The sequence below is a fragment of the Oceanobacillus aidingensis genome (assembly GCF_042654105.1).
GTDB lineage: Bacteria > Bacillota > Bacilli > Bacillales > Amphibacillaceae > Oceanobacillus > Oceanobacillus oncorhynchi.
Map to the genome: position 1 here is coordinate 144388 of NZ_JBHSFT010000049.1, position 22409 is coordinate 166796.

Annotated in this window: 21 protein-coding genes and 1 pseudogene; 16 read left to right on the plus strand and 6 right to left on the minus strand. The window is 38.5% G+C overall.

What is annotated here, in order from left to right; translation table 11 throughout:
- Window positions 1-74: 74 nt before the first annotated feature.
- The 3 genes from ACFO3P_RS20150 to ACFO3P_RS20160 all read right to left on the minus strand — a co-directional run bounded on the left by ACFO3P_RS20150 (window position 75) and on the right by ACFO3P_RS20160 (window position 3003).
- A complete protein-coding gene (locus ACFO3P_RS20150) occupies window positions 75-1001 on the minus strand; it encodes a glycosyltransferase (RefSeq protein WP_256706165.1) in 927 nt (308 codons plus the stop codon).
- A 114-nt stretch (window positions 1002-1115) separates the two neighbouring features.
- Complete coding sequence (locus ACFO3P_RS20155; protein ID WP_256706166.1) at window positions 1116-1853, minus strand: sulfotransferase domain-containing protein; 738 nt, start codon at window positions 1851-1853, stop codon at window positions 1116-1118.
- Window positions 1854-1860: 7 nt separating this feature from the next.
- Entirely contained in the window at window positions 1861-3003 is a 1143-nt protein-coding gene (locus ACFO3P_RS20160) for a polysaccharide biosynthesis C-terminal domain-containing protein (RefSeq protein ID WP_256706167.1), read from the minus strand.
- A 167-nt stretch (window positions 3004-3170) separates the two neighbouring features.
- Between ACFO3P_RS20160 and ACFO3P_RS20165 the strand changes: the two genes are divergently transcribed.
- Window positions 3171-4271 (plus strand): glycosyltransferase family 61 protein, encoded by a 1101-nt coding sequence (locus ACFO3P_RS20165; protein WP_256706169.1) that lies wholly within the window; start codon window positions 3171-3173, stop codon window positions 4269-4271.
- A 59-nt stretch (window positions 4272-4330) separates the two neighbouring features.
- Here ACFO3P_RS20165 and ACFO3P_RS20170 read toward each other — a convergent pair whose 3' ends face one another.
- Window positions 4331-5608, minus strand: a complete 1278-nt coding sequence (locus ACFO3P_RS20170) for a glycosyltransferase family 2 protein (protein ID WP_193064065.1) — start codon at window positions 5606-5608, stop codon at window positions 4331-4333.
- A gap of 369 nt (window positions 5609-5977) precedes the next feature.
- Between ACFO3P_RS20170 and ACFO3P_RS20175 the strand changes: the two are divergent.
- From ACFO3P_RS20175 to ACFO3P_RS20200, 7 genes and pseudogenes are all read left to right on the plus strand, one after another.
- Window positions 5978-6178, plus strand: a pseudogene (locus tag ACFO3P_RS20175) (glycosyltransferase); the annotation flags it as partial.
- 295 nt (window positions 6179-6473) lie between these two features.
- On the plus strand, window positions 6474-7538 hold the full coding sequence (locus ACFO3P_RS20180; RefSeq protein ID WP_256706170.1) for a C45 family autoproteolytic acyltransferase/hydolase: 1065 nt from the start codon (window positions 6474-6476) through the stop codon (window positions 7536-7538).
- Between the two features lie 231 nt (window positions 7539-7769).
- Window positions 7770-8942: a M20 metallopeptidase family protein gene (locus ACFO3P_RS20185; RefSeq protein WP_379542614.1), complete on the plus strand. Its 1173-nt coding sequence runs from the start codon at window positions 7770-7772 to the stop codon at window positions 8940-8942.
- Between the two features lie 43 nt (window positions 8943-8985).
- Complete coding sequence (locus tag ACFO3P_RS20190; protein ID WP_289584619.1) at window positions 8986-9420, plus strand: hypothetical protein; 435 nt, start codon at window positions 8986-8988, stop codon at window positions 9418-9420.
- Between the two features lie 394 nt (window positions 9421-9814).
- Complete coding sequence (locus tag ACFO3P_RS22880; protein WP_289584618.1) at window positions 9815-10468, plus strand: reverse transcriptase domain-containing protein; 654 nt, start codon at window positions 9815-9817, stop codon at window positions 10466-10468.
- A complete protein-coding gene (locus ACFO3P_RS22885) occupies window positions 10461-11201 on the plus strand; it encodes a reverse transcriptase domain-containing protein (protein ID WP_289584617.1) in 741 nt (246 codons plus the stop codon). The genes ACFO3P_RS22880 and ACFO3P_RS22885 overlap by 8 nt, the downstream gene beginning before the upstream one ends.
- 203 nt (window positions 11202-11404) lie before the next feature.
- Window positions 11405-12355 (plus strand): sugar-binding transcriptional regulator, encoded by a 951-nt coding sequence (locus ACFO3P_RS20200; RefSeq protein ID WP_212929110.1) that lies wholly within the window; start codon window positions 11405-11407, stop codon window positions 12353-12355.
- Between the two features lie 50 nt (window positions 12356-12405).
- On the opposite strand, the gene ACFO3P_RS20205 is transcribed toward ACFO3P_RS20200, so the two are convergent.
- Complete coding sequence (locus ACFO3P_RS20205; protein WP_212929111.1) at window positions 12406-13449, minus strand: alcohol dehydrogenase catalytic domain-containing protein; 1044 nt, start codon at window positions 13447-13449, stop codon at window positions 12406-12408.
- A 12-nt stretch (window positions 13450-13461) separates the two neighbouring features.
- A complete protein-coding gene (locus ACFO3P_RS20210; RefSeq protein WP_379542602.1) occupies window positions 13462-15117 on the minus strand; it encodes a glycerol-3-phosphate dehydrogenase/oxidase in 1656 nt (551 codons plus the stop codon).
- Between the two features lie 341 nt (window positions 15118-15458).
- Between ACFO3P_RS20210 and ACFO3P_RS20215 the strand changes: the two genes are divergently transcribed.
- The 8 genes from ACFO3P_RS20215 to ACFO3P_RS20250 all read left to right on the plus strand — a co-directional run bounded on the left by ACFO3P_RS20215 (window position 15459) and on the right by ACFO3P_RS20250 (window position 22407).
- On the plus strand, window positions 15459-16406 hold the full coding sequence (locus tag ACFO3P_RS20215; protein ID WP_052485049.1) for a sugar-binding transcriptional regulator: 948 nt from the start codon (window positions 15459-15461) through the stop codon (window positions 16404-16406).
- Window positions 16407-16494: 88 nt separating this feature from the next.
- Entirely contained in the window at window positions 16495-16893 is a 399-nt protein-coding gene (locus tag ACFO3P_RS20220) for a transcriptional regulator GutM (protein WP_052485050.1), read from the plus strand.
- Window positions 16881-17411 (plus strand): PTS glucitol/sorbitol transporter subunit IIC, encoded by a 531-nt coding sequence (gene srlA / locus ACFO3P_RS20225; RefSeq protein WP_042533638.1) that lies wholly within the window; start codon window positions 16881-16883, stop codon window positions 17409-17411. The genes ACFO3P_RS20220 and srlA overlap by 13 nt, the downstream gene beginning before the upstream one ends.
- Before the next feature lie 29 nt (window positions 17412-17440).
- Window positions 17441-18493 (plus strand): PTS glucitol/sorbitol transporter subunit IIB, encoded by a 1053-nt coding sequence (srlE, locus tag ACFO3P_RS20230; protein ID WP_256706172.1) that lies wholly within the window; start codon window positions 17441-17443, stop codon window positions 18491-18493.
- 135 nt (window positions 18494-18628) lie between these two features.
- Window positions 18629-18994, plus strand: coding sequence for a PTS glucitol/sorbitol transporter subunit IIA (locus ACFO3P_RS20235; protein WP_042533640.1), 366 nt, complete (start codon window positions 18629-18631; stop codon window positions 18992-18994).
- Between the two features lie 26 nt (window positions 18995-19020).
- On the plus strand, window positions 19021-20310 hold the full coding sequence (locus ACFO3P_RS20240) for an NAD(P)H-dependent oxidoreductase (RefSeq protein WP_193062002.1): 1290 nt from the start codon (window positions 19021-19023) through the stop codon (window positions 20308-20310).
- 106 nt (window positions 20311-20416) lie between these two features.
- A complete protein-coding gene (locus tag ACFO3P_RS20245; RefSeq protein ID WP_042533642.1) occupies window positions 20417-21397 on the plus strand; it encodes a thiamine pyrophosphate-dependent dehydrogenase E1 component subunit alpha in 981 nt (326 codons plus the stop codon).
- Window positions 21398-21423: 26 nt separating this feature from the next.
- Entirely contained in the window at window positions 21424-22407 is a 984-nt protein-coding gene (locus tag ACFO3P_RS20250) for an alpha-ketoacid dehydrogenase subunit beta (RefSeq protein ID WP_042533643.1), read from the plus strand.
- The last annotated feature ends 2 nt before the right edge of the window (window positions 22408-22409 follow it).

A 22409-nucleotide genomic window follows, 5' to 3' on the forward strand; every position in this document is an offset into this window, starting at 1 on the left:
ATAGTGAGCTCTCCTGTAAAGGAAGACTCACTATTTTTTTGATGGGTTTTTAAAATAAAAGCTAACGTAAGTCCTTATAATATGCTCCTTATCTGCCGGGATAATTGTTTTGCCCGATGAGCAGTTGAATGATGATTTTGAACAAAGCGCCAGCCAGCTTCGGTTATTTGTTCCCGTTCTTTCGGATGTTGCAGATAGTATGCTGCTTTTTCCGGAAAATTTTCCTCGTTTATATCCACAAAATGCTTTCCTGGTATCAAGCCAATCTCCTCAAGCTCTGGTAAGGCCGGTGCCATTAACAAGGTGCGGCACGCTGGTACCTCAAAATATTTAAAAGTCACAACCTGACGTACGGAGCCGCAGGCAAAAAACAATTTCGCCTGATTGATGGTTCTGGCATAATTTTCGCCAATTAATGATTGCTCCGCCTGTTCGCTTGTAAAATCTCGCCATCCGGGATGAGGACGATGATGAAAATGAGAACTGTCTTGATAATGCTGTAATATCTTATCTCTCAACGGGTAGATCTGCGGGAAGGCTATTTCACCCAGCATCATCAAATCGATTGTTTTCACATTGCCATAGTCTTTAAAGATGGAGGTATTCACGAATTGGGGGAGAAAAAATACCTGATGCTGTTTTTGGTGAGGGTAATGCTGGTAAAAATTATGCCGGCATATGACAAAGAATGTCTTGATTTGATTACGCGCTATAAACCTTCTTCTTTGTTCCACAAAACGATGCGCATCATTTACCATCAGACCTACAGGCGTGTCGATATCGGCTAAGCCTGTAACAACAGGGGCAAATGTTTTCCCTACATCATTTATAATTAAAATAAAATCCGGTTTGTCAGATACTTTACGCAATATTTTTTTTATCGGACCAGATTTTCGATACACCATTAAATTTGTCACTTTTGCTAATTCCTGCTCCAAATCAGCATAATTATTATTCGTAAAGCGAGAAGTATCGGCCGCAATCAATAATAGATTTAGCATTGGTTCATCACCCCTTCCTGAAGTAAAAACGCCTTCTAGATTTAGAAGACGTCTTGATTTAGCGTTTTATCATAGAGAACCGACCGTAAAATTCCCACTGGATGAAGTTTCGTGTTATTTATACCCTAGTCTTGATAAGGTCTTATAAAAAGCTTTATTGATTTGCTGCTGCTGTTCTTGGCTTAAAACCGATTTCCATTTATTTGCCTTGCCTTCTCTTACAAAAGGCAGCGCAGGATTGGTAAATTGCGAAGAACCATTTATATGCTCTTTTTGTTTTTCTTCCAATGCCTTCATATTATCGAAAGAAGCCCAATGGACTGCTTCATTGATTTCTTGTTCGGTTCTGTCTAAGTGTAAAAAGTTTATTATTCTTTTTGCTTCTTTCGCCGCGTCTGCAAGAAGATTTTCATATTTCACAAGCAGAAAACCTTTTTTGACCTTCTCCTGATTATCGAGCCAGCTTTCTATCTGCGTGTCCCACATTCCGGGCACAATATCGCCCTTCATAAAAGCAGCAAAAAAAGCATCAAAGTCACGGCTTTCTCCATGATATTTCTGGAAATGATGATAATAGGAAATAACAACATCCCTTGGATCCCTTACCAGGTAAATTACTTGAGGATAGGATGGGTCATAACTGTCATGGCTCCATACAAGATGCGGGGAAGGGAGATTTTCGATTGGTTCGCTTGCTACATTCTGAATCATCTCTCCTTTCGTGGCCCAGTCCATTTTTTTTCGATATAATAATGTGGCGACGAGAAATAATAAGAAGTTATTTCCCGACTTTGGATAGGCTACAAGACAAATATCGTCTTTATGACATATATATGTTTGATTCGTTGACATGAGGTTATCATCCTTTCTGTTCATCCGTTTTATTCGGCTGAACATCTAATGAGATTGTATCCGGGTTCTCCGGATCAAATATTTCATTGGCCCAAAACAAAACAATTATTTCTTCCTCCGTTATGTTTTCAATGGAATGGGTGTACCCTGGAGGGATGTCTACTATTTCGATATTTTGATCTGTAACCTGATAGGTGATTTGTTTATCCGAATCTATCTTCCTTAATTTAATGCGTGCCGCTCCTTTAATAACACAAAATTTTTCTACTTTTGTATGGTGATAATGGTTTCCTCTTACAACACCCTGACGTGATGTGGATATAAAAACCTGCCCGGCCTGGTTTGATTTGATTAATTCAACTAAGCTTCCTCGTTCGTCCCGATGGACAGGTAATGCATAGGCTAAGTTATCCGCTTCTAAATAAGACAGATAAGTCGTGTAAAGGTATTTCGTAAATTGATCTGACAGGTCCGGGATAATCAGCGATTCTCGTACATTCTTTATTTGGTAAAGCTTTTCGGCCAGTTCTCCTACGGTTGTTTGGAAGGTCTGATCGATATCATAATATAACTTCTTTTCCGGCTTTTTCTGATCAAGACAATCTATAAAACTGTCTATGACATCATCAATATATACGAGGTCAATCTTTTTGTCAGCGTCATGGATTTCAATCTCTTTATCATGGGAAATTTCATGGCAGAAGGTAGCGACTACCGAATTATAATGCGGCCTGCACCACTTGCCGAAGACGCCTGGCAAACGGTAAATGCACACATCTGCACCAGTCTCTATATGATAATTTTGAAGCACTTCTTCTGCAGCTTTTTTACTCAAACCATAAGGTGTATTCCCTTCTGCTTGAATGGATGAGGTAAAAAAGATTTTCGGTGTTTTATGATGTTTTTTTAAATAGTTGACAATGGATTCTGTAAGTCCTCTATTAACACTAGCAAACGCATCGCTGTTTGGGGGCCTGTTCACTCCTGCCAAATGATAGATAATATCCGATTCGTTTAAATACTCGTGCAGCAGTGACAGGTCGTCCCCGTGATGATATTGCCTGAGAGAAACACCTTTTACCCTCTGTAATCTATCAACCAGATTCTTGCCAATAAATCCTCCTGCACCGGTTACGGTTACGTTAATCATGTTTATATTCCTCCTGTTTCTATTACCCGCGCAATGGTCCAATTGGTGATAGCTGGACGATTGTTCAACACTTTTAAATACTTTTCTACATATTATGGAGTACGCTGCGAAATGTGAAAAAATAGGGCATAGGCAAGATTGTTAATTGAAAAAGAGGGGATGTATATATGGTAGATTTATCTATTCATACAAAGGATTGGCTGGAAAAAATAACACCAAAAGCAGATATACATGAAGTTTATAAGGAATTCTATACAGACGAAACGGTAACATATACGCTTCCAAAAGGAGATTCGCCGGAATGGGTCGACTGGGTAAAGCCGCCAACGTTTGGAGAGAAACATAGGTTTGAGAAAGCCTATGTTTCAAAGATAGAGAACGGGAGTGTGTGGATGTGCGATAAAGGAGAGGGCATGGTTTATGCACTGGCGCCTAATCACACATATTTTCACGATATGGTTTTCCATTTATATTGGAATTATTTTGATAAAATTGCAGTTAAATCCATTCCTTCGGTTTCTCCTTATGAGGGAACGCTGGGGGTATTGGCTTGGGCCGGGCATGCCAATTACTGGCATTGGCTGCATGATACGCTGGGACGCTATCATTTATTGCAGCTCAGCGGATTTAAGATAGATAAATATGTTCTACCTCCTCTGACGTTACCGTTTCAACGGGAGACGATTAAACTGCTTGGCATCCCAGAGGAAAAAATCTTACAGCTTACACCGGGAATGCATGTGCAAGCAGAACAGCTGATTTTGCCATCTGTGCCATTCAATGCAGGAACTTGTGTGAAATGGACAATTGAATTCCTCCGGAGCGCATTATTGAAGAAGGATTCCTATCGCTCCGCAAATCCCGAAAAGCGAATCTATATCAGCCGGGAGGATGCTTCGTGGAGAAAGGTTGCCAATGAAGGAAAGCTTTTGGAGCTTTTGACCAGAAAAGGATTTAAAAAAATTGTATTGAGTACGTTGACGGTAGAGGAGCAAATTGCTCTTTTTTCCTCGGCCGACGTAATTATAAGCCCAAACGGTGCCGGACTTGCAAATCTCATGTTTTGTCAACCGCGGACAAAAATCATTCAATTATTTACAGCTACATCAGACGAATTTATAAAAATTGGACAATACCTGGATTTGGATTATCATTTTTTGAAATGCAGGAATGCCAACCCCGTCTCCACAGAGCATGAAGTTATCAAAAACCTCGTGGTGGATGTGAAAAAAATAGCTGAGATTTTGAAGGAGGAAGGGATAGATTAGTAAGGAATATTTTAAAAATGCAGGCGCTCAGAGAAGCACCTGCATTTTTAAAGGCATTGTTATTTCAGCAATCTCAAAAATTCATTCCAGTCTGAACGGCTGGTTCTGGTTATGCTTTCCTTATGCTCTCGTACATTATATACTGTAAAATCATGATACTGAAAACGGTCGCTCTGAATCAATTGATTTAATACGCTCACATCCTCAAAAAGCTTTCCTTCTTTAAATGTTATCACAGGAAATCCTCCAATTCTTTTTAAAGCAGAAGTGCGGTATATCCTTGGTCCGAGAGGAAATCGATAGGAAAGAAGGTCAGCTCTTCCATGGATATGCCTTCCCTTTGCTGTTCCTTTAAAAAGAATATCTCCCGCCAGCTGCTTCCACTTTCGAAGATTTCCATATAATACGGATACATTTTCAGAGAGATTTGCCAGACGTTTTTTTATATTGGAAACAGCGTCCGGATCCAGCCAATCATCTGCATCAAGTTCTAAGATGAAATCGGATGTCACGTGAGGTAATAAATGGTTGAGAGCGACAGCTTTTCCCTCGTTCTTTTTTTCAAAAAGCTTCACCAGCTGTCCGTCGTGCCATCGTTTGAGCCGGTGATAGGAATTGTCTGTTGAGCCGTCATCCATAATTAGTATCTGTTCCGGCAATTCATTTTGAAGCAGGCAGGAGACAACTGCAGTTTCTGCATGATTTTCCATATTATAATTGGAAAGGATGACAGATAGACTTGGATTTGCTGTTTGGATTTTATTCAGCTGGTACTTCTCTATGAATTTTTGTTTTTCTAATGTGCTGGTTGAATTGCTTCTTCTTGACTGCAGCACCAGACCTTCTTCATAGCGTCTTTTTAAACTTGATTTATCAGTAAGCCAGGCTGGCAAGAGAGCCTCCTTAAACGGCAGCTGGGTGTTTAATAGAAATGGCTGGTTTTTAAGAAAAGGAGCAGACACTAGTAATGGCCGATGAATCACACGGTTTCGATTCCGAAAGCCAGTTGTTAAAAATGACTCTGATTGGGAAAGATGAAGGGAATCAGCTTGTATAGCTGGAGAAAGGTAATCTGTATCATACAGAAATAATACATAGGGATTGGTGATTTTTTGAATCACATCATTCAATGTTTTCCCGGGATCATTCTCTTTGCATATAATCGATTGGATTTGCTTGATAGGAGTGAAATCTAGTATTCCTGCTAAAGACACGTTCTGTTCATGGAGAACCATCACAGAATGTAATCTGGATTCAATCCTTTTTAAAGATACTAATGCTTTATGAATTGCTGCTGCATCAGAATAAAGAATGAGAATCGCAGTGATATCCTTCAATCGGAATCCCCCGTTCTTTTACGATATTTCTATTTATCACGGAGAATCGTCTGTAAAACTCCCGCTTCCAAATAAAGCGTAAGAATAAATTTATTTAGGCGGGAGATAACGGACGCTGTCTCCTTGAATCACTCAACTAATCCTTCAGTGGGGAAACGCAAAACACCCGCTGAATAAAGTTTCATTATATATATATGAAGCTAATCTGATTTTATCCCCTGTAAGTAATCAATGGGGTCTTCATGGTATCCTTTTCAAATGAATATGTAATTGAAAAAGGTTTATACAACCATTTTTTTATTCTCCGTTTCCGATAACAGCTTCTCAACATATATTATTATATCTTGTGTATTGGTGGTGTAGATATATATGATAAAAGTAAGCCTTTGTATGATTGTAAAAAATGAAGAAGAGGTGCTGCGGCAATGTCTGGACAGTGTAAATAACCTCTGCGAGGAAATCATCATTGTCGATACCGGTTCAACAGACAAAACGAAAGAAATCGCAAGAGAGTACACAGATAAAATCATTGATTTTAAGTGGATCGATGACTTTTCAGCTGCCAGAAACATTGCCTAATCGGAGAGAATTAATCTGGATGATGATACACTAAGCAGAATCATTTCCTTTCTGGCTTATTCTTTGTACACTTAGCGTATAAATAGTTATCGATTGACTAATGGGGATTTATTTTAATGTAAATAATGCTGCTTAAGTCCAGTTTTGGTCCAAAGGTCTTTTGATTTATGGTGCTGACACAGTCTAAATGAAGTGAGTAAGCACAGCTTATCTTTGTTTAAAAGATAAAAAATTAACTGAATATAGCTTCAGTTTATGAGCAGCTGCTGCGGGAGGAGGAATTAACTTGAAAAAAATATCATCAAGTGTTGTTCAATTTCGGGGAACACATTATGAATTTGGTTATCATCAAGGAACTTTATTAAAAAATCATATCTTAGTAAAGAATCGTGAAAATCAATGGAAGGTAAGAACGCCTTTATTTTCTATTGATATCAAAGAAACAAAAAAGATTTTTCAAGCAATAGCACCGGCAATATGGGAGGAATTATCAGGTTTTGCGGATGCGCTTGAATGGTCAAAGGAAAGAGTGCTGCTTGAATTTGGAGGGTATCGGGTAAAATTGACCCGTTCCGGATGTTCCATTATAACAGGAGCAGATTATATGATCAGAAATTATGATTATCATCCGAAAACATACGATGGCATCTATTCCGTATTTCAGCCGACGGATAAAGGATACGCAGTTATAGGAGTTACACAGAAAGTAACCGGCCGTTGTGATGGAATGAATGAAAAAGGCTTAGCAATGGGATATACCTTTATGCATCGCAAACGCCCAAAGGACGGCTTTGTCTGTCATATGATTGGAAGAATTATTTTAGAAACATGCGCTAATATAGAAGAAGCTGTTTCGTTATTAAAACAAATCCCGCACCGAGGGTCATTTAGTTATGTACTATTTGATAAAGACCATTCGGAATCAACGATTGTTGAAGCTTCTCCAAGAAAGGTAGAGGTAAGAACAGGAGAGGCGTGCACGAATCATTTTCAACTGATGAAGGAGGAAAATCGTCATTATCTGAAGGATTCGATAAGGCGTCTGGAAATTATGGAAAGTAACTCACCTCATTCTCTTCGCGGGAAAGAAGCTTTTCAGCTGTTAAACGGAACAGAGAATGGTGTGTTTTCTAAATTATACGGACAGTGGGCAGGAACGATACATACTTCTGCGTATTTTCCATCGAAATTAGAAGCATGGATTGCTCTTGGCGGTGATCAGCAGCCGGTGAAATTTGATTTTGCATCATGGCTGAAGGGGAATGATTTCCCTGTTTCTGAAGTTACAGGAACGATTGATACAGATATTCCTTTTGTTCATATGGAGAAGGCGGATTGGTATAAAAAATAATTTTATTTATCATGGTGTCCAAATGAGGCAGATTCACGATAGAGAGGGGAACAGCCTCTTTCGTAGGAGGAAGCTGCTGCTCATATGTTCTCACAAACCCTAGTTGACAACTCGGGATAGAATGGGTAGACTTATATAAAATTCAGAATTTATTTCTGAACATGTGTTAGGTAAGTCATATATACTATTGAGATGGGCGGGGATTAAACAGTGAGCACAGTAGATAATAAAATAATACATTCCATATTTAAAGAATTTGATGCGAACTTTGAAGAAGTAAAAGGCTGGAGAAGATATATGCATCAGCATCCAGAATTATCCTTTAAAGAGGAGAAAACAGCAAAATACATAGAAGAAAAATTAAAAAGCTTTGGTTTAGATGTTCAAAAAAATATCGGAGGGCATGGCTTAATAAGTATTTTAGAAGGAAAACAGCCCGGCAAAAAGATTGCTTTAAGAGCAGATTTTGATGCGCTGCCGATTGAAGATGAAAAAGAAACCGCTTATAAATCTACCAATCCCGGTGTGATGCATGCTTGTGGTCATGATGGGCATACAGCAGCTTTATTAGGCGTGGCAAAAGTAGTAAGCCGATATAAGGAAAATCTGAAAGGAAGCATTGTTTTTGTATTCCAGCCAGCAGAAGAAACACCGCCTGGCGGAGCGAAGTTCATGATAGAAGAAGGAATTTTAGATGATGTAGATTATGTATTTGGAGCTCATCTTGCATCAGACATACCAATCGGGAAAGTTGGTGTAGGAGCGGGATATCAAATGGCGGCAGTAGATAAGTTTGCCATTGATATTAAAGGACATGGCGGTCATGGCGCCCGACCGCATGATACTACGGATTCACTGGTAATCGGAACGAGCATTGTCGAGGCTTTGCAAAAAATAGTCAGCCGGCAAATTGATCCGTTAAAATCAGCTGTGGTGACAATTGGTGTTTTTCAGGCAGGGAACGCATTTAATGTCATTCCTGATACAGCACGTATTGAGGGAACGGTGCGCAGCTTCGATCCAGAAGTACGTGATAAAGTAGAAACGGAAATTCGTTCGATATTAGATGGAATCACCAGTGCATTTCATGCGGCTTATGAACTGGACTACTTAAGAGGTTATCCTGCATTATTCAACCATCTAGAAGAAACAGACCTTGCCAGAGATTTATTCAAGAAAGCTTTTGAGCATGAGAATGTAGTAGAATTTTCTCCGGCTATGGGGGCAGAGGACTTCTCCTACTTTTTAGAAGCAAAGCCGGGGACCTATTTTCGGGTTGGTTCTAGAAACGAAGATGTAGCCACACATTACCCGCATCATCATCCTCGATTTGATATTGATGAACGGGCATTGGTGAATACGGAAAAAGCATTTGCAGCAATCATTAATCATTATTTATTGTAGAATAAAAAAATGCAGGAAAGTTTCAGCAGAAAGGAATTTAAGCATGACTCGGCCAAAGATATCTTTAATGGAAGCGTATATGATTGAAACAATGCGCGTAAACGGAATAACAAATGAAGAAATAATAGTAGGTGTAAAAGCTAAAGATGTATCAGGGTGGAAGCAAATAAATGAAAAATTTGATTTTGAACAGCTGATTGCATTAGCGGAAAAGGATTTAGCAGCTTTTGAAAAAGTAATTCATGATGGTTATGCTGTTAAATTTGTAACGGTTGGCGGTTTGGAGAGATTATTGAGTTTGAAATTTGGGAAAGAGGCTGGAAAGGATTATCAAAAACAGCAAGCAGGGGTAATTGATTTGAATTTGGATGAACCAGCTCTGAGTGAGTTAAAGCAGATTCTTTCCCCTAATTGGAAAGTAGAAGATGGAGCAGAAGGTATTTCCGTGTTGTTGAAAGAACAGAAGGATTTTTCTTGAAACTTCCAAGGGAGCGCTATAAACCTATTTTTGGGTTTATAGCGCTTTTCAAAGTGTGCCCTGCATGGGCGAAAACTTGGTGGTGAAAGACCACTACAGGCTTGGCAGTAGGAACTGTAATCAGGTCGGATGAGTCTGCTTTACAAGACAAAGTCCAATACTGCCCTTAACCTATACAGTAAATCTAGCAGTTACGTGGGAGGAAAGTTTTCGTTCTTACCGGGGGAGGTCTTGTGAGGGTGACGTGTGAGTTGAATGATAATGAGCCGACACAACCAAGGTGGTGACATCTTGGTGAATCACAAGAAGTCAGCAGAGGTCGTAGTAGTGTGAAAGGACCAAAACATGAAGGACCGAACAATAGTAATTTTGAAAAGTCTAGGAGGTGTGAAAGGTGCGAGAACTGCAGAAAACAGGAGAATCTGGCTATCGACAGAGAGATAGTGTGGAACATGAAAGGTATGTCGAAGTGCATAGTGCCTTTCACGGTGAGAAGAACAATCAAAATGGTGTATCCAATCTGTTTGAAAGAATCCTGTCAAGGGATAATCTGAATCAAGCTTACCTTCAAGTGGTCAGAAATAAAGGAGCAGCTGGAATGGATGGTATGACATACGACCAGCTGCTTCCATACTTGAGGGAACACAGGGAAGAATTATTAACGCAGCTGCATCTTGGGAAGTATAAACCTCAACCCGTATTGCGGGTTGAAATAGATAAACAAGATGGTGGAAAAAGAAAACTAGGGATTCCTGCCGTTGTTGACCGAATGCTTCAACAAGCAATAAATCAAGTATTACAACCCATATTTGAACCAACGTTCTCCGATAATAGTTTTGGGTTTCGTCCAAAACGTAGTGCACATCAAGCCATCATACGGGCAAAATCGTACTACGAACAAGGGTACAAATATGTGGTGGACTTGGACATGAAAGCCTACTTTGATACAGTAAACCATGATAAACTAATGTACTTTGTGGAAAAACGGATAACGGATAAACGAGTACTACGCTTGATAAGACAATTTGTTAAGTGGAATCATGATTGACGGCACCTTTGAAAAATCAGAGGAAGGAACGCCTCAAGGGGGAAACCTGTCTCCGTTACTCAGTAATATTTACTTAAACGAGTTAGACCAATTACTGGAAAAACGGGGACACCGATTCGTGCGTTACGCAGACGACTGTAACATTTACGTGAAAAGTAAAAGAGCAGGACAGCGCGTAATGAAGAGTGTGATGAAATTCCTGGAGAAGGATTTAAGTCTTACGGTGAATCGGGAAAAGAGCGCAGTAGGAAGCCCCTTGAAACGAAAGTTTCTAGGGTTCTGTCTCCTCGTTACAAAGAAAGGTGTTCAGATTCGTCCGCATTATAAAGCAAAAGTGACCGTTAAACAGAAACTCAAACGAATCACGAAACGCAATCGTGGAAGAAGTATCGATAGAATTCTAAAAGAAATCCGGCAACTTATGACAGGGTGGATAAACTACTATGGCATAGGAGAAATGAAAGGATTTATGAAGAATCTGAATGGGTGGCTCAAGCGTAGAATTAGACAGTACATTTGGAAACAGTGGAAGAATCCACGTACAAAAAGGAAAAATCTAATTTACTTAGGTATCGATAAACAGAAAGCTTATGAATGGTCGAATACAAGAAAAGGTTACTGGGTCATATCGAGTAGCTATGTACTCCATCGTTCATTGACAGATAAAGAACTGGCATCGAGAGGATATAAAGATATCGCTCTTCAATACCAGTTCGTACACTTAAACTATTGAACCGCCGTATACGGACCCGTACGTACGGTGGTGTGAGAGGGGCGGAAAGCTATTTAGCTTTTCCCTCTACTCGATTATCTAAACCTTAAATTAGGAAAGCATTAGGCATATTTGACTTTATACTGTATAGATTCTATGATTAATATAAAGAATAAAGGAAGTTTAATAATTAGTATTTATAAACTGTGAAGAGAGCGGATGTTATGCTAAGTTGGGAAGAACGGCGTTTAATGGTTAAAATTGCGCAATTATATTACTATGAAGGATGGACACAAGCAAAAATTGCAAAAAAGCAAAATGTTTCACGTCCTATCATCTCAAAATTGTTAAATAATGCCAAAAAAGAGGGTATTGTAGAAATTTATATTAAAGATGAAACGTTACATAGCGTGGAGTTGGAAAACGCTATTATGAAAAAATTTGATTTGAAAGAAGTTATTGTGGTATCCACAGCGGGCTTTGCTCCTGAGATGATAAAACGCCAGCTGGGAAAATCAGCTGCTTCTTATATAGCGAATCACTTAACGGATGTAAAAAGCTTAGGGCTTTCTTGGGGAACAACGCTATTATCTTTCGTAGAAGAGTACCCTTATAAATATAAAAAGGACACACATATTGTTCCAATTATTGGAGGAATGGGAAGCGAGTATGTTCATTTACATTCCAACCAATTAGTTTTCCATCTATCACAAAAAATGAATTCAAGCTGCTCTTATTTATATGCTCCAGCGATGGTAGAATCTATTGATTTAAAAGAAAGGTTAGTTGAGTCAAAGGATATTTCTCATGTTTTAGAGCAAGCAAGGAATGTTGATATGGCGGTTGTTGGTCTTGGGAATCCGTTTAAAAGCTCAACAATGGAAAAAATAGGATATCTAAACCAAAAAGACCTCGCATCTTTACGTAAAGCGGGAGCGGTAGGAGATATCAGTTCAAGATTTTATGATGCGATTGGAAAAGAATTAAATCATCCCTTAAACGATCGTGTTATCGGTTTAGACTTAAATGAAATTAAACAGATACCCGAAGTTATTGGGATAGTGGAAGGTTCATATAAATTAGAAAGTCTAGAATCGGCATTACAAGGTAAATATTTAGACGTATTAATTATTGATGATCGAACGGCACAGGAATTGGTTGAAAGCTATATATAAGAAACGACCCAATTATCAGAAATAGATAATTGGGTCGTTTAAAATTTTTATTATTTCCAAGGGGTTACTACGCATTTCAAACCGTTTTTATCAAGAGCGGTTTGAAACGCTTTTTTTGTATTCTGCAAAGAGAATATATCTGTGACAAATGGAGTGAAATCAATTAGTTCTTCATCAATCCATTTCACTGCTTCTACATGTAAATCACGCGGAGCTCCGTGTGTACCAACAACAGTTAATTGTTTATAGATAAAATGATTTGTATTAATTGAAGTTTCAGTAACCTTCTTATTTCCTGAGAAATATAATACTCTTCCTTTTTTTCGTACAATTTCCAAAGCCTCATTTTGAACATAAGCAGAGGGAGCAGTTACAATGGCAACATCAGCACCTAATCCACCTGATGCATCAAGAATGGTTTGCAATGTATTATCCTTAGTTGGGTCGATAACTATATCAGCGCCGATTTGCTTAGCAAGCTCTTGCCTTGCTTTGGAACGCTGTACAGCAATAACTTTCCCGGCGCCCATTTTTTTAGCTGCAGCAATATACATACACCCAATTGCGCCTGCTCCATAGACAACGACTGCATCACCGGCATTGATCTTTACTTCAGTCAGCCCGCTAAGCACACAGGCGAATGGTTCAGAAAGGCTCGCTAATTCATATGATGTAGTATCTGCAATGCGCTGGATAGATCCATATTCAATAAAGTTTCGCGGCAGCACCATATATTGAGCAAAGCCGCCATCGATTTGGTAGCCAATAGATTCTCCTTTTACACAAAAGTGGCTGTCATTTTTTTGGCAATAGTAGCATTCGCCACAAGGGAGATGTGCCCAAAGTGTGACGCGGTCTCCTAATTGAAATGATGAAACATATTTTCCTTTTTGGATGATTTCTCCTGCTATTTCATGTCCGATAATTCTAGGAAAACTTACCCGGCTGTCCCCGTTTTGGAAGATTCGTAAATCGGACCCGCAAACTCCAGTGGCATGAACCTTTAATAATATTTCATGGTCATCGATATCAGGAATCTCCTTTTCCTGATATTCGAGCTTTTCTTTACCAGTTAATGCGACTGCCTGCATCATATTTGATTCCCCCTAATCTTCTTTGAAATGGAGTGCTTTTTTGATTTGGTATTGCATTTGACGGATTTCTTGTTCTTTAACGGCGTCGTTCCACTGAAGAATATCAGCAATCTCTTTAGTAACTATTTCTAATGTTTCTTTAACAAGCTCTAAATCAAATAATAAATAGCTTGTACGACGATCATAGAAATCAGTTAATGTTGAAACCATTTCATGCTCGATTGTATAACGAAGTTCTCCTAAAATGTTCCTGTGTACGTGTTTTAGTTGCTGCCCGTTATAGCTATCTATTGTCTGCAGTAATTTTTCAGTGTTTGATCCATAACGCAATACATAGTTAGTGATGTTCTGCTGTGAAATTTCTAAATGACTATATCGTCCATGAATCCGATCCGCATACTCATAAAGTTCTTTAATATTGTTAAATTGTGATCCGGATAGTTTTAAATTTGCTGTTTTAGTTGTAGGAAGATTTAATTTGTGTTTTTTATCGATATAAGTTAGAATGCGATCTGCCATTTTACGATAACCAGTCAATTTTCCGCCAGCAATGGTAACAACACCAGAATTTGATTCGAAAATTTCATCATGACGAGATAATTCGGAAGGTTTTTTTCCGCTCTCGCCAATAAGCGGCCGAATTCCTGCCCAACTGGATGATATATCCTGAACCTGTAATTTTACATTTGGAAACATATCCTTTAAGCAGCCTAATAAATATTGAACTTCGCTAAGATGCACATGTATATCATCCATATCTTTATTGTACAGTGATTCTGTTGAACCGACATACGTACGGTTTCCTACTGGAATAACGGCTATCATTCTTCCGTTATGTTGAAAATAAACAGAGGATTTCACTGGTAATTTATCATAAGGAAATACAATATGAATTCCTTTCGCAAGAACCATATGCTTCCCGGTTATTTTCTCATCCTTCTTACGAACTTCATCAACCCAGGGGCCAGCAGCATTTACAATGTGTTTAGCATAAACAGTGAATGTCTGGTTAGCACAGTGGTCTCTTCCTACGATTCCTTTAACCATGTTATTTTCATCTTTTAGGAATTCGGTCATTTCGGCATAATTTAAAATTACAGCGCCTTTTTCTTGTGCTGTTTTTGCTACTTCCAGTGCTAAACGGCTGTCGTCTGTTCTATATTCAATATAACATCCGCTTCCTTGAACGATCTTTTTGTTAAAAAGGGGTTCGTTTTGAAGCGTTTTCTTTTTTCCGTATAGGCTATGGCGTTCCTCTTTTTTTACACCGGCAAGTTTGTCATAAAGGGTGAGTCCGGCTTTTAAAGTTACTAAATTATAAGACTCTTTTTTTATCAAAGGAAAATTCATAGTAATCGGGTAAACGAGATGAAGGGCATTATTATAAACAATATCGCGTTCTGATCCAGTTTCTTTTACAACAGGAAAATCAAAGTTCTGTAAATATTTTAAACCTCCATGGATTAATTTTCCTGAGCGGCTGCTTGTTCCTGATGCGAAGTCATAACGTTCTATTAAAGCTACTTTTAGTCCTCTTGTGATAGCATCTAGGGCAATTCCGCTTCCTGTGATTCCTCCGCCAATAATCAATAAATCGAATTGTTGTTCTTCTAATTGGTGAAGGGTGCTGTCACGATGAAGTGTAGAAAAAGAATGATTATGAGACATGTCGAATCCTCCTATATTTTACAAATGTTCAAAAACGAAAATTTTGTAATTTTATAATGAGTATATAATTTGGGGAGTAACAAGTCAATAATCTAGATGGTTAAAAACCTTTATTCATGTTTGTTTATAATGGCGAGATGATTCACACAATTGGAAAATAGCTGTAGTTATACATCAATACACCAAGGATAAAGAGCTGCAAAATGGTGTTTTGCTTCTTTGTAAAGAATAAGTGTCCGCAAAATTTCAGCACAGTGAAATTTCTTCAAATTTGAATGCGTTTGCATAAAATCTGAAGAAATATGATATAATCGTGTTACATTTGTAAGGGGGTTGAAATTATGAATATTGAAGAAAGAAGATTAATGACAAAAGTAGTCAAACTGTATTATTTAGAAGGTTGGACACAAACGGAAATTGCAAAAAAAATTAACAAATCCAGGCCAATTGTCTCTAAACTTCTGAAGCAGGCAAAAGAAAAACAAATAGTTGAAATATACTTGAAGGATAGTACTGTACATACGGTTCAACTAGAGAGAGAACTGGAGCAAAAATATAATTTGAAAGAAGCAATTGTGATTGAATCCGCACATAGCGGCCCAGAATTAATTATGCGCAAACTTGGGGTAGTGACAGCGAGATATATTGAAAAAAAACTGGATCAAATAAATACAATTGGTATTTCATGGGGAACTTCTGTATATGCAGTTGTCGAAGCTTTTCAATATCAAGCAAATAAACCCGTTCATCTTATTCCGCTGATTGGCGGTATTGGACAGAACTATATTGGTTACCATACCAATTCACTGCTTTTTGAGCTTGCTCAGAAGTTAAATTCAACTTCTTCCTATCTGTATGCTCCAGCAGTTGTCGAAAGTGAAGAGTTAAGGAATCATATTGTACGTTCTAAAGATGTGAAAGAAGTTCTTACTAAAGGAAAACAAGTTGATATAGCGATCGTAGGTATTGGGAATCCAGGAATACAAAACACGATGACAGAAATGGGGTATTTATTGGAAGAAGATCAGCAAAGTCTTTTGAATGCTGGGGCCATTGGTGATATCAATTCAAATTTCTTTAATAAAGATGGTGAACTCGTTGACCACCCATTAAATAATCGCACAGTAGGAGTTAAGTTGGAAGATATTAAAAATATTTCAGAAGTAATTACAATTGTAAGAGGAGATTACAAATTATTCCCGTTGCATGTCGCACTTGAAAATAACTTTATCACTACATTAGTTATTGATAGTGATACCGCAGAGAAACTTTTAAAAAAATACAAATAAATGTTGACAAAGTTTTGAAAGCGTTTTATTATTCTATTTACAAACGTAAATTAATATTACATTTGTAAATATAAGAGGGGGATAAGTTATGTGGGGAACTTTCATTTTAATTTTTGCCTTTGTGTGGGGAGTACAGTTTCTAATGACACAACTGCAAGTAAAGCATTATCGTTCAAACATAAAGAGCTTTACCAATCGAAAGTCAGGTTTTTTAGGAACAGGTTATTTTAAAAAAAGGTTTGGAACAGGGGCGTTGGTTTTATTAGTATCTGATGAAAATTTGCAGGTAGTTGAAGCAAAAATAATGAAAGGGATTACCGTTTTTGCTCGCTTTAAAGATAGAAAAGAATTAATCGGCAAGGATTTATTTGAAGTTGAAAATATGGAGATTCTCGATGCTAAAGAGAAAAATGCCGTTCAAGGAGCAGTCAAAATGATTGAAAAAGAGTTTGAGAAGAAAGGGGAGAAAGCAGCATGGATTTCTTAATCAGTATTGCAGAAGGATTTATTGGAATGTTTGAAGAAGGCGGAGAAACTTTCATGGGGCTAGTAACGGGTATTATTCCAATGCTCGTTGTATTAATTACAGCAGTAAATGCTTTAATCAAATTTATTGGGGAAGACAGAGTAAATAGTTTTGCACAAAAGTGTACAAAATATTTTGTTTTACGATATACTGTTTTTCCGTTTTTAGCCGTTTTTTTCCTTACTAATCCAATGTGCTATACATTTGGACGTTTTTTACCGGAGAGACAGAAACCAGCTTTCTATGATTCAGCTGTTTCATTTGTCCATCCAATAACCGGGCTTTTCCCACATGCAAACCCGGCAGAATTATTTGTATATATGGGAGTAGCAGCTGGAATTACAGAACTGGGTTTATCATTAGGGCCGTTAGCTTTAAGATTTCTGTTGGTCGGAATTGTCGTTATGTTGATTAGAGGAGTTGTAACAGAGATGATTACAGCCCGTATGTTAAAAAATAAGCAAGACAGCGCAGCGTAATAGTTGAACAATTATGGGAGGGATAGAGAGTGAGTGAATTTAAAGCGGTAAAAGTTCATAAAGGACCTTCTGGATGGGGTGGTCCATTAGTAATTCAGCCTAGTGAAGAACAAAAATATATTATTTCTGTAACTGGCGGGGGAATCCATGAAGTTGCACAAGCTTTAGCAGAACAAACGGGAGCTATTGCGATAGATGGTTTTGAAAAGTCTGTACCGAAAGAAGAAATAGCAGCGGCAGTTATTAATTGCGGTGGAACGGCGAGAAGCGGGGTATATCCGCGAATGGGAGTAAAGACAATTAACACATTTAGTAATTCGCCATCCGGGCCATTAATGAAGTTTATTAATGAAGGTAATTTCGTATCCGGAGTAGAGAGTCAAAGTCAATTTGAAATTGTGGATGCATCTGGAGAAGCAGTTACAACGGCAAAAGTTGAGAATGATGATGCACCAGATTTAATGGATAAAAAGGTTGCCCAACAGGTAAAAGAAGAAGCAAAATCAAAAGTAGCTGAATCTAAGAACGGTAATGGAAAGAAAAAGAATCCGATAATGAGATTTATTGAGATCCTGGGAAATAAAGTGGGGAATGTCGTAAGTGTCTTCTTCCAATCAGGACGAGATACAATTGAAACGGTTATTAAAAATATCTTGCCGTTTATGGCTTTTGTAAGCGCATTAATGGGTATCATCACATTTACAGGAATCGGTGATATGATTGCTAATTTAGTTGCTCCGTTAGCAACAAGTCTTATTGGAATGCTAATCCTGTCATTTATCGCTGCCATTCCAGTAATATCTCCATTACTCGCACCGGGCGCAGTAATTGCTCAGGTTGTCGGAGTACTCATTGGTGTGGAAATCGCAAATGGTAATATACCTCCACAAATGGCATTACCGGCATTGTTTGCTATTAATCCGCAAGTTGGTACAGATTTTGTGCCAGTTGGATTAACGCTTGGGGAAGCAGAAGCAGAAACAGTTGAGGTTGGAGTTCCGGCAGTATTATTCTCTAGATTAATTACTGGACCAATAGCAGTAGTTATTGCTTATCTTGCTAGTTTTGGACTTTACAGTTAATTAACTCGAGATTTTTTACAAATGTAAACAGATATAACATTTGTAAAAAGATGAGATGTCATGTATAGTGGATTTATAAAATAAAGATTATTAGAAATTCTTACAGAAAATTTTGTGCGTTGAAGGGTGATTTAGATGAGTCAATTACAATTAGATTTAAATGTAACTGAAGTTGGGGAAGATGTAGAGCTGATGAAAGAGGAAGGTATATTGATTTTATTTAATAATACCGTGCCAGAAGATTTGAAAACGATTGCTGTTATTCACGATGGCGCATTTCATCAAGACATTAAGTCTGGCGATAACATGATAATCAACGGTGAACTTTTCCGTATCCTTCATGTTGGAGATAAAGCAAATGAAACGTTGTCACAGCTAGGCCATGCCACATTTAATTTTGAAGGTGAAACGGAATATGATATGCCGGGTACGGTTTATCTGGAAAAAAAAGAAATTCCTCATATAGAGACAGGTTCTACAATTTCATTTCACAGATTATAAATTAGTCATAGAAGGAGTGCGTTTCCATGTTAAATTTAAATAGAAAACTTGAAAAATTACAAAATGAAGGATCTTATATCAAAGTTGGTCTTGTAGGCGCCGGACAAATGGGAAGAGGGATGATTTCACAAATTGAGGGTATGAAAGGGATGCGGGTAGTAATTACTTCCGATTTAGCAGTAGAGAATGTGACAAATGCTTATAAACATGCTGGAATCGATGCTGCCAGTATTCAAGAAACAAATGATAAAGAGGCAGCGTCTAAAGCGGTTCAGGAAGATAAAGTAGTTGCTACAAAAGATATGAAACTTGTAACCTCTCTCCCTGAAGTAGACGTTGTAGTAGATGCTACGGGTATTCCAAATGTAGGAGCAGAAATTGCCTGGGATTCTATTTTAAATAATAAACATATTATTATGTTAAATGTTGAAGCGGATGTTACGGTCGGACCGCTGCTCAAAAAAATGGCGGATTCTGCCGGCGTCGTATATACAGGATCTGCAGGGGATGAGCCTGGAGCAATTATGGAATTATATGATTTTGCGGATGCGATGGGATTTGAAATTGTAGCACTCGGAAAAGGGAAAAATAATCCGTTAAATTTAGAAGCGAATCCGACAACGGCGGAAGCAGAGGCTAAAGAAAAAGGGTCATCCCCTAAAATGCTTGCATCCTTCCAAGATGGAACAAAAACAATGGTTGAGATGAATGCTGTTGCAAATGCAACTGGATTTTCACCAGATAAGCCCGGAATGCACGGTTTTGAAGCCTCTGTTCAAGAATTGCCAAAAGTCTTTCTTGAAAAGGACAAAGGCGGAGAGGTAAATGGAAAAAGAATTGTAGAGTTTATCAACGGAATCGCACCAGGCGTATTTGCCATCATTGCTTCTGATAAAGAAGAAGTTAATGCAGAAATGCAATATTTAAAAATGGGAGATGGGCCAAATTATGTGTTATATCGTCCATATCATTTAACTAGTTTAGAAACGCCATTATCCATTGCTAAAGCATATATTGATCATGAGGCAACGATTGCTCCTTATTATGGATTACAGGCAGAAACGGTTACAGTAGCTAAAAAAGATTTGAAGGAAGGGGAGCATCTGGATTATATCGGCGGCTATACCGTTTATGGACATATTTTAAAAGCTGAAGAAGCTAAAGAACAAAAAGCTCTTCCGCTAGGGTTGGTTGATAGAAATGTTGTATTGAAGAAAGATATTAAAAAAGGTGAGATTATTACCTATGATGCCGTAGAACAAACAGAAGAATCTACTATTTGGAAGCTTCGTTCTATTCAAGATAGAGAGTTTTAATAAACTGGGGTTAATCAGGATGTGTTTTGCGCTTTAGCAAGGCATATTCATTTACACACATTTTTACATTTGTGCCTAATAAGAACAAAAGGAAAGGATGAAATTTATGTCAAAATTAAACGTTCCAGATAAGATTACAAATGAAAAACTGGTAGAACTCTATAAACAAATGTGGACAATCCGTTTTTTCGAAGAGAAAGTAGATCAATTCTTTGCAAAAGGTAAAATCCATGGAACAACGCACTTAGCAGTAGGACAAGAAGCAAGCGCTGCAGGCGTATGCGCTTTACTAGAGAAAGAAGATAAAATTACCAGCACGCATCGCGGGCATGGTCATTGCATCGCTAAAGGAGCTACGCCGGATAAAATGATGGCAGAGTTATTCGGCAGAACAACAGGCTATTGTAAGGGAAAAGGCGGATCCATGCATATTGCAGATGTAGAAATGGGTAATCTTGGTGCAAACGGTATCGTTGGCGGAGGGATTCCATTAGCTGTCGGCTCGGCATTAACAGCATCGATGAAAAAGTTAAATTATGTAACTGTCTGCTTTTTTGGGGATGGCGCTACGAATGAAGGAAGTTTTCATGAAGCAGTGAACCTTGCTGCAGTTTGGAATTTGCCAGTTATCTTTGTTTGCGAAAACAACCAATACGGCATGTCTGGCCCTGTGAAGGAAATGGTGAAGATAGAGGATATTGCAACAAGAGCAAAATCCTATGGCATCCCTGGAGTGGTAGCTGACGGAAATGACCTTATTGAAATGATGAATGTCACAAATGATGCGCTTGAGCGTGCTAAAAACGGGGAAGGACCAACCTTAATTGAAGCAAAAACCTATCGTTGGAAGGGTCACTCGAAAAGTGATGCTAAAAAGTATCGTACCCGTGATGAAGAAACAGAATGGAAAGAAAAAGATCCAATCAAACGACTTAAGGAACTGTTAATCAGTGAATCTATTATCACGGAAGAACAGGCGGAATCACTGCGAAAAGATGCTTTAAAAGAAATTGAAGACGCAGTTGCTTTTGCTGAAGAGGGCCCGATGCCTACGAAGGGTGATTTATTAACGGATGTATTTGCTTAAAGTGGATGTTCAAAGGAGGAAAGAAAATGAGAGAATTAACATATTTAGAAGCAGTTCGTGAAGCAATGAGCCAAGAGATGCGTCAAAATGAAGATGTTTTTATTCTTGGTGAAGATATAGGGGTATATGGAGGAGCTTTTGGAGTTACCCGGGGAATGATTGAAGAATTTGGTCCGGAGCGAATACGAAATACGCCAATCAGCGAATCTGGGATTGCCGGTGCGGCAGTTGGTGCAGCGTTGACTGGGATGCGCCCGATTTTAGAGCTGCAGTTTTCTGATTTTATTACGATTGCGATGGATCAAATGGTGAATCAGGCCGCGAAGATTCGTTATATGTATGGCGGAAAAGGAAAAGTTCCGATGGTTTTACGTACGCCAAGCGGATCAGGTACAGGAGCAGCTGCACAGCATTCGCAAAGTTTAGAGGCTTGGGTGGCTCATGTTCCTGGTTTGAAAGTTGTTCAGCCTTCTACAGCGCATGATGTAAAAGGACTATTAAAAGCAGCGATGGATGATGATAATCCGGTGATTTTTTATGAGCATAAATTACTTTATAAAACAAAAGGGGACGTACCGGAAGAGCAATACAGCATCCCGCTGGGAAAGGCAGATATTAAGCGGGAAGGAACAGATGTAACAATCGTAGCAACAGCTATTATGGTACACCGTGCTTTAGAAGCAGCTGAGGAGCTGGAGAAGGAAGGCATCAGTGCAGAAGTTGTTGATCCGCGCACATTAGTACCGCTGGATACAGAAACAATTATTCAATCTGTTTCCAAAACATCTCGTTTAGTTGTTGTCCATGAAGCGGTAAAAAGAGGCGGTTATGGTGCAGAGATTGCCAGTATGATTGCAGAGAGTGAAGCATTTGATTATTTAGATGCGCCGATTAAACGATTGGGCGGTGCCTCTTCGCCGATTCCATATAACCCGGAATTAGAGAAAATGCATGTGCCGCAGGTTCCAGATATTATCCAGGCAGTGAAGGAAACATTAAATAAAGCATAGAA

Coding starts and splice junctions, on each gene's coding strand:
- ACFO3P_RS20155 (WP_256706166.1), bottom strand. CDS start 1,853: ATGTCAACGAATCAAACATATATATGTCATAAAGACGATATTTGTCTT.
- ACFO3P_RS20150 (WP_256706165.1), bottom strand. CDS start 1,001: ATGCTAAATCTATTATTGATTGCGGCCGATACTTCTCGCTTTACGAAT.
- ACFO3P_RS20250 (WP_042533643.1), top strand. CDS start 21,424: ATGAGAGAATTAACATATTTAGAAGCAGTTCGTGAAGCAATGAGCCAA.
- ACFO3P_RS20220 (WP_052485050.1), top strand. CDS start 16,495: ATGTGGGGAACTTTCATTTTAATTTTTGCCTTTGTGTGGGGAGTACAG.
- ACFO3P_RS20210 (WP_379542602.1), bottom strand. CDS start 15,117: ATGTCTCATAATCATTCTTTTTCTACACTTCATCGTGACAGCACCCTT.
- ACFO3P_RS20160 (WP_256706167.1), bottom strand. CDS start 3,003: ATGATTAACGTAACCGTAACCGGTGCAGGAGGATTTATTGGCAAGAAT.
- ACFO3P_RS20245 (WP_042533642.1), top strand. CDS start 20,417: ATGTCAAAATTAAACGTTCCAGATAAGATTACAAATGAAAAACTGGTA.
- ACFO3P_RS20205 (WP_212929111.1), bottom strand. CDS start 13,449: ATGATGCAGGCAGTCGCATTAACTGGTAAAGAAAAGCTCGAATATCAG.
- ACFO3P_RS20235 (WP_042533640.1), top strand. CDS start 18,629: ATGAGTCAATTACAATTAGATTTAAATGTAACTGAAGTTGGGGAAGAT.
- ACFO3P_RS20215 (WP_052485049.1), top strand. CDS start 15,459: ATGAATATTGAAGAAAGAAGATTAATGACAAAAGTAGTCAAACTGTAT.
- ACFO3P_RS20240 (WP_193062002.1), top strand. CDS start 19,021: ATGTTAAATTTAAATAGAAAACTTGAAAAATTACAAAATGAAGGATCT.
- ACFO3P_RS20200 (WP_212929110.1), top strand. CDS start 11,405: ATGCTAAGTTGGGAAGAACGGCGTTTAATGGTTAAAATTGCGCAATTA.
- ACFO3P_RS22885 (WP_289584617.1), top strand. CDS start 10,461: ATGATTGACGGCACCTTTGAAAAATCAGAGGAAGGAACGCCTCAAGGG.
- ACFO3P_RS20165 (WP_256706169.1), top strand. CDS start 3,171: ATGGTAGATTTATCTATTCATACAAAGGATTGGCTGGAAAAAATAACA.
- ACFO3P_RS20190 (WP_289584619.1), top strand. CDS start 8,986: ATGACTCGGCCAAAGATATCTTTAATGGAAGCGTATATGATTGAAACA.
- srlA (WP_042533638.1), top strand. CDS start 16,881: ATGGATTTCTTAATCAGTATTGCAGAAGGATTTATTGGAATGTTTGAA.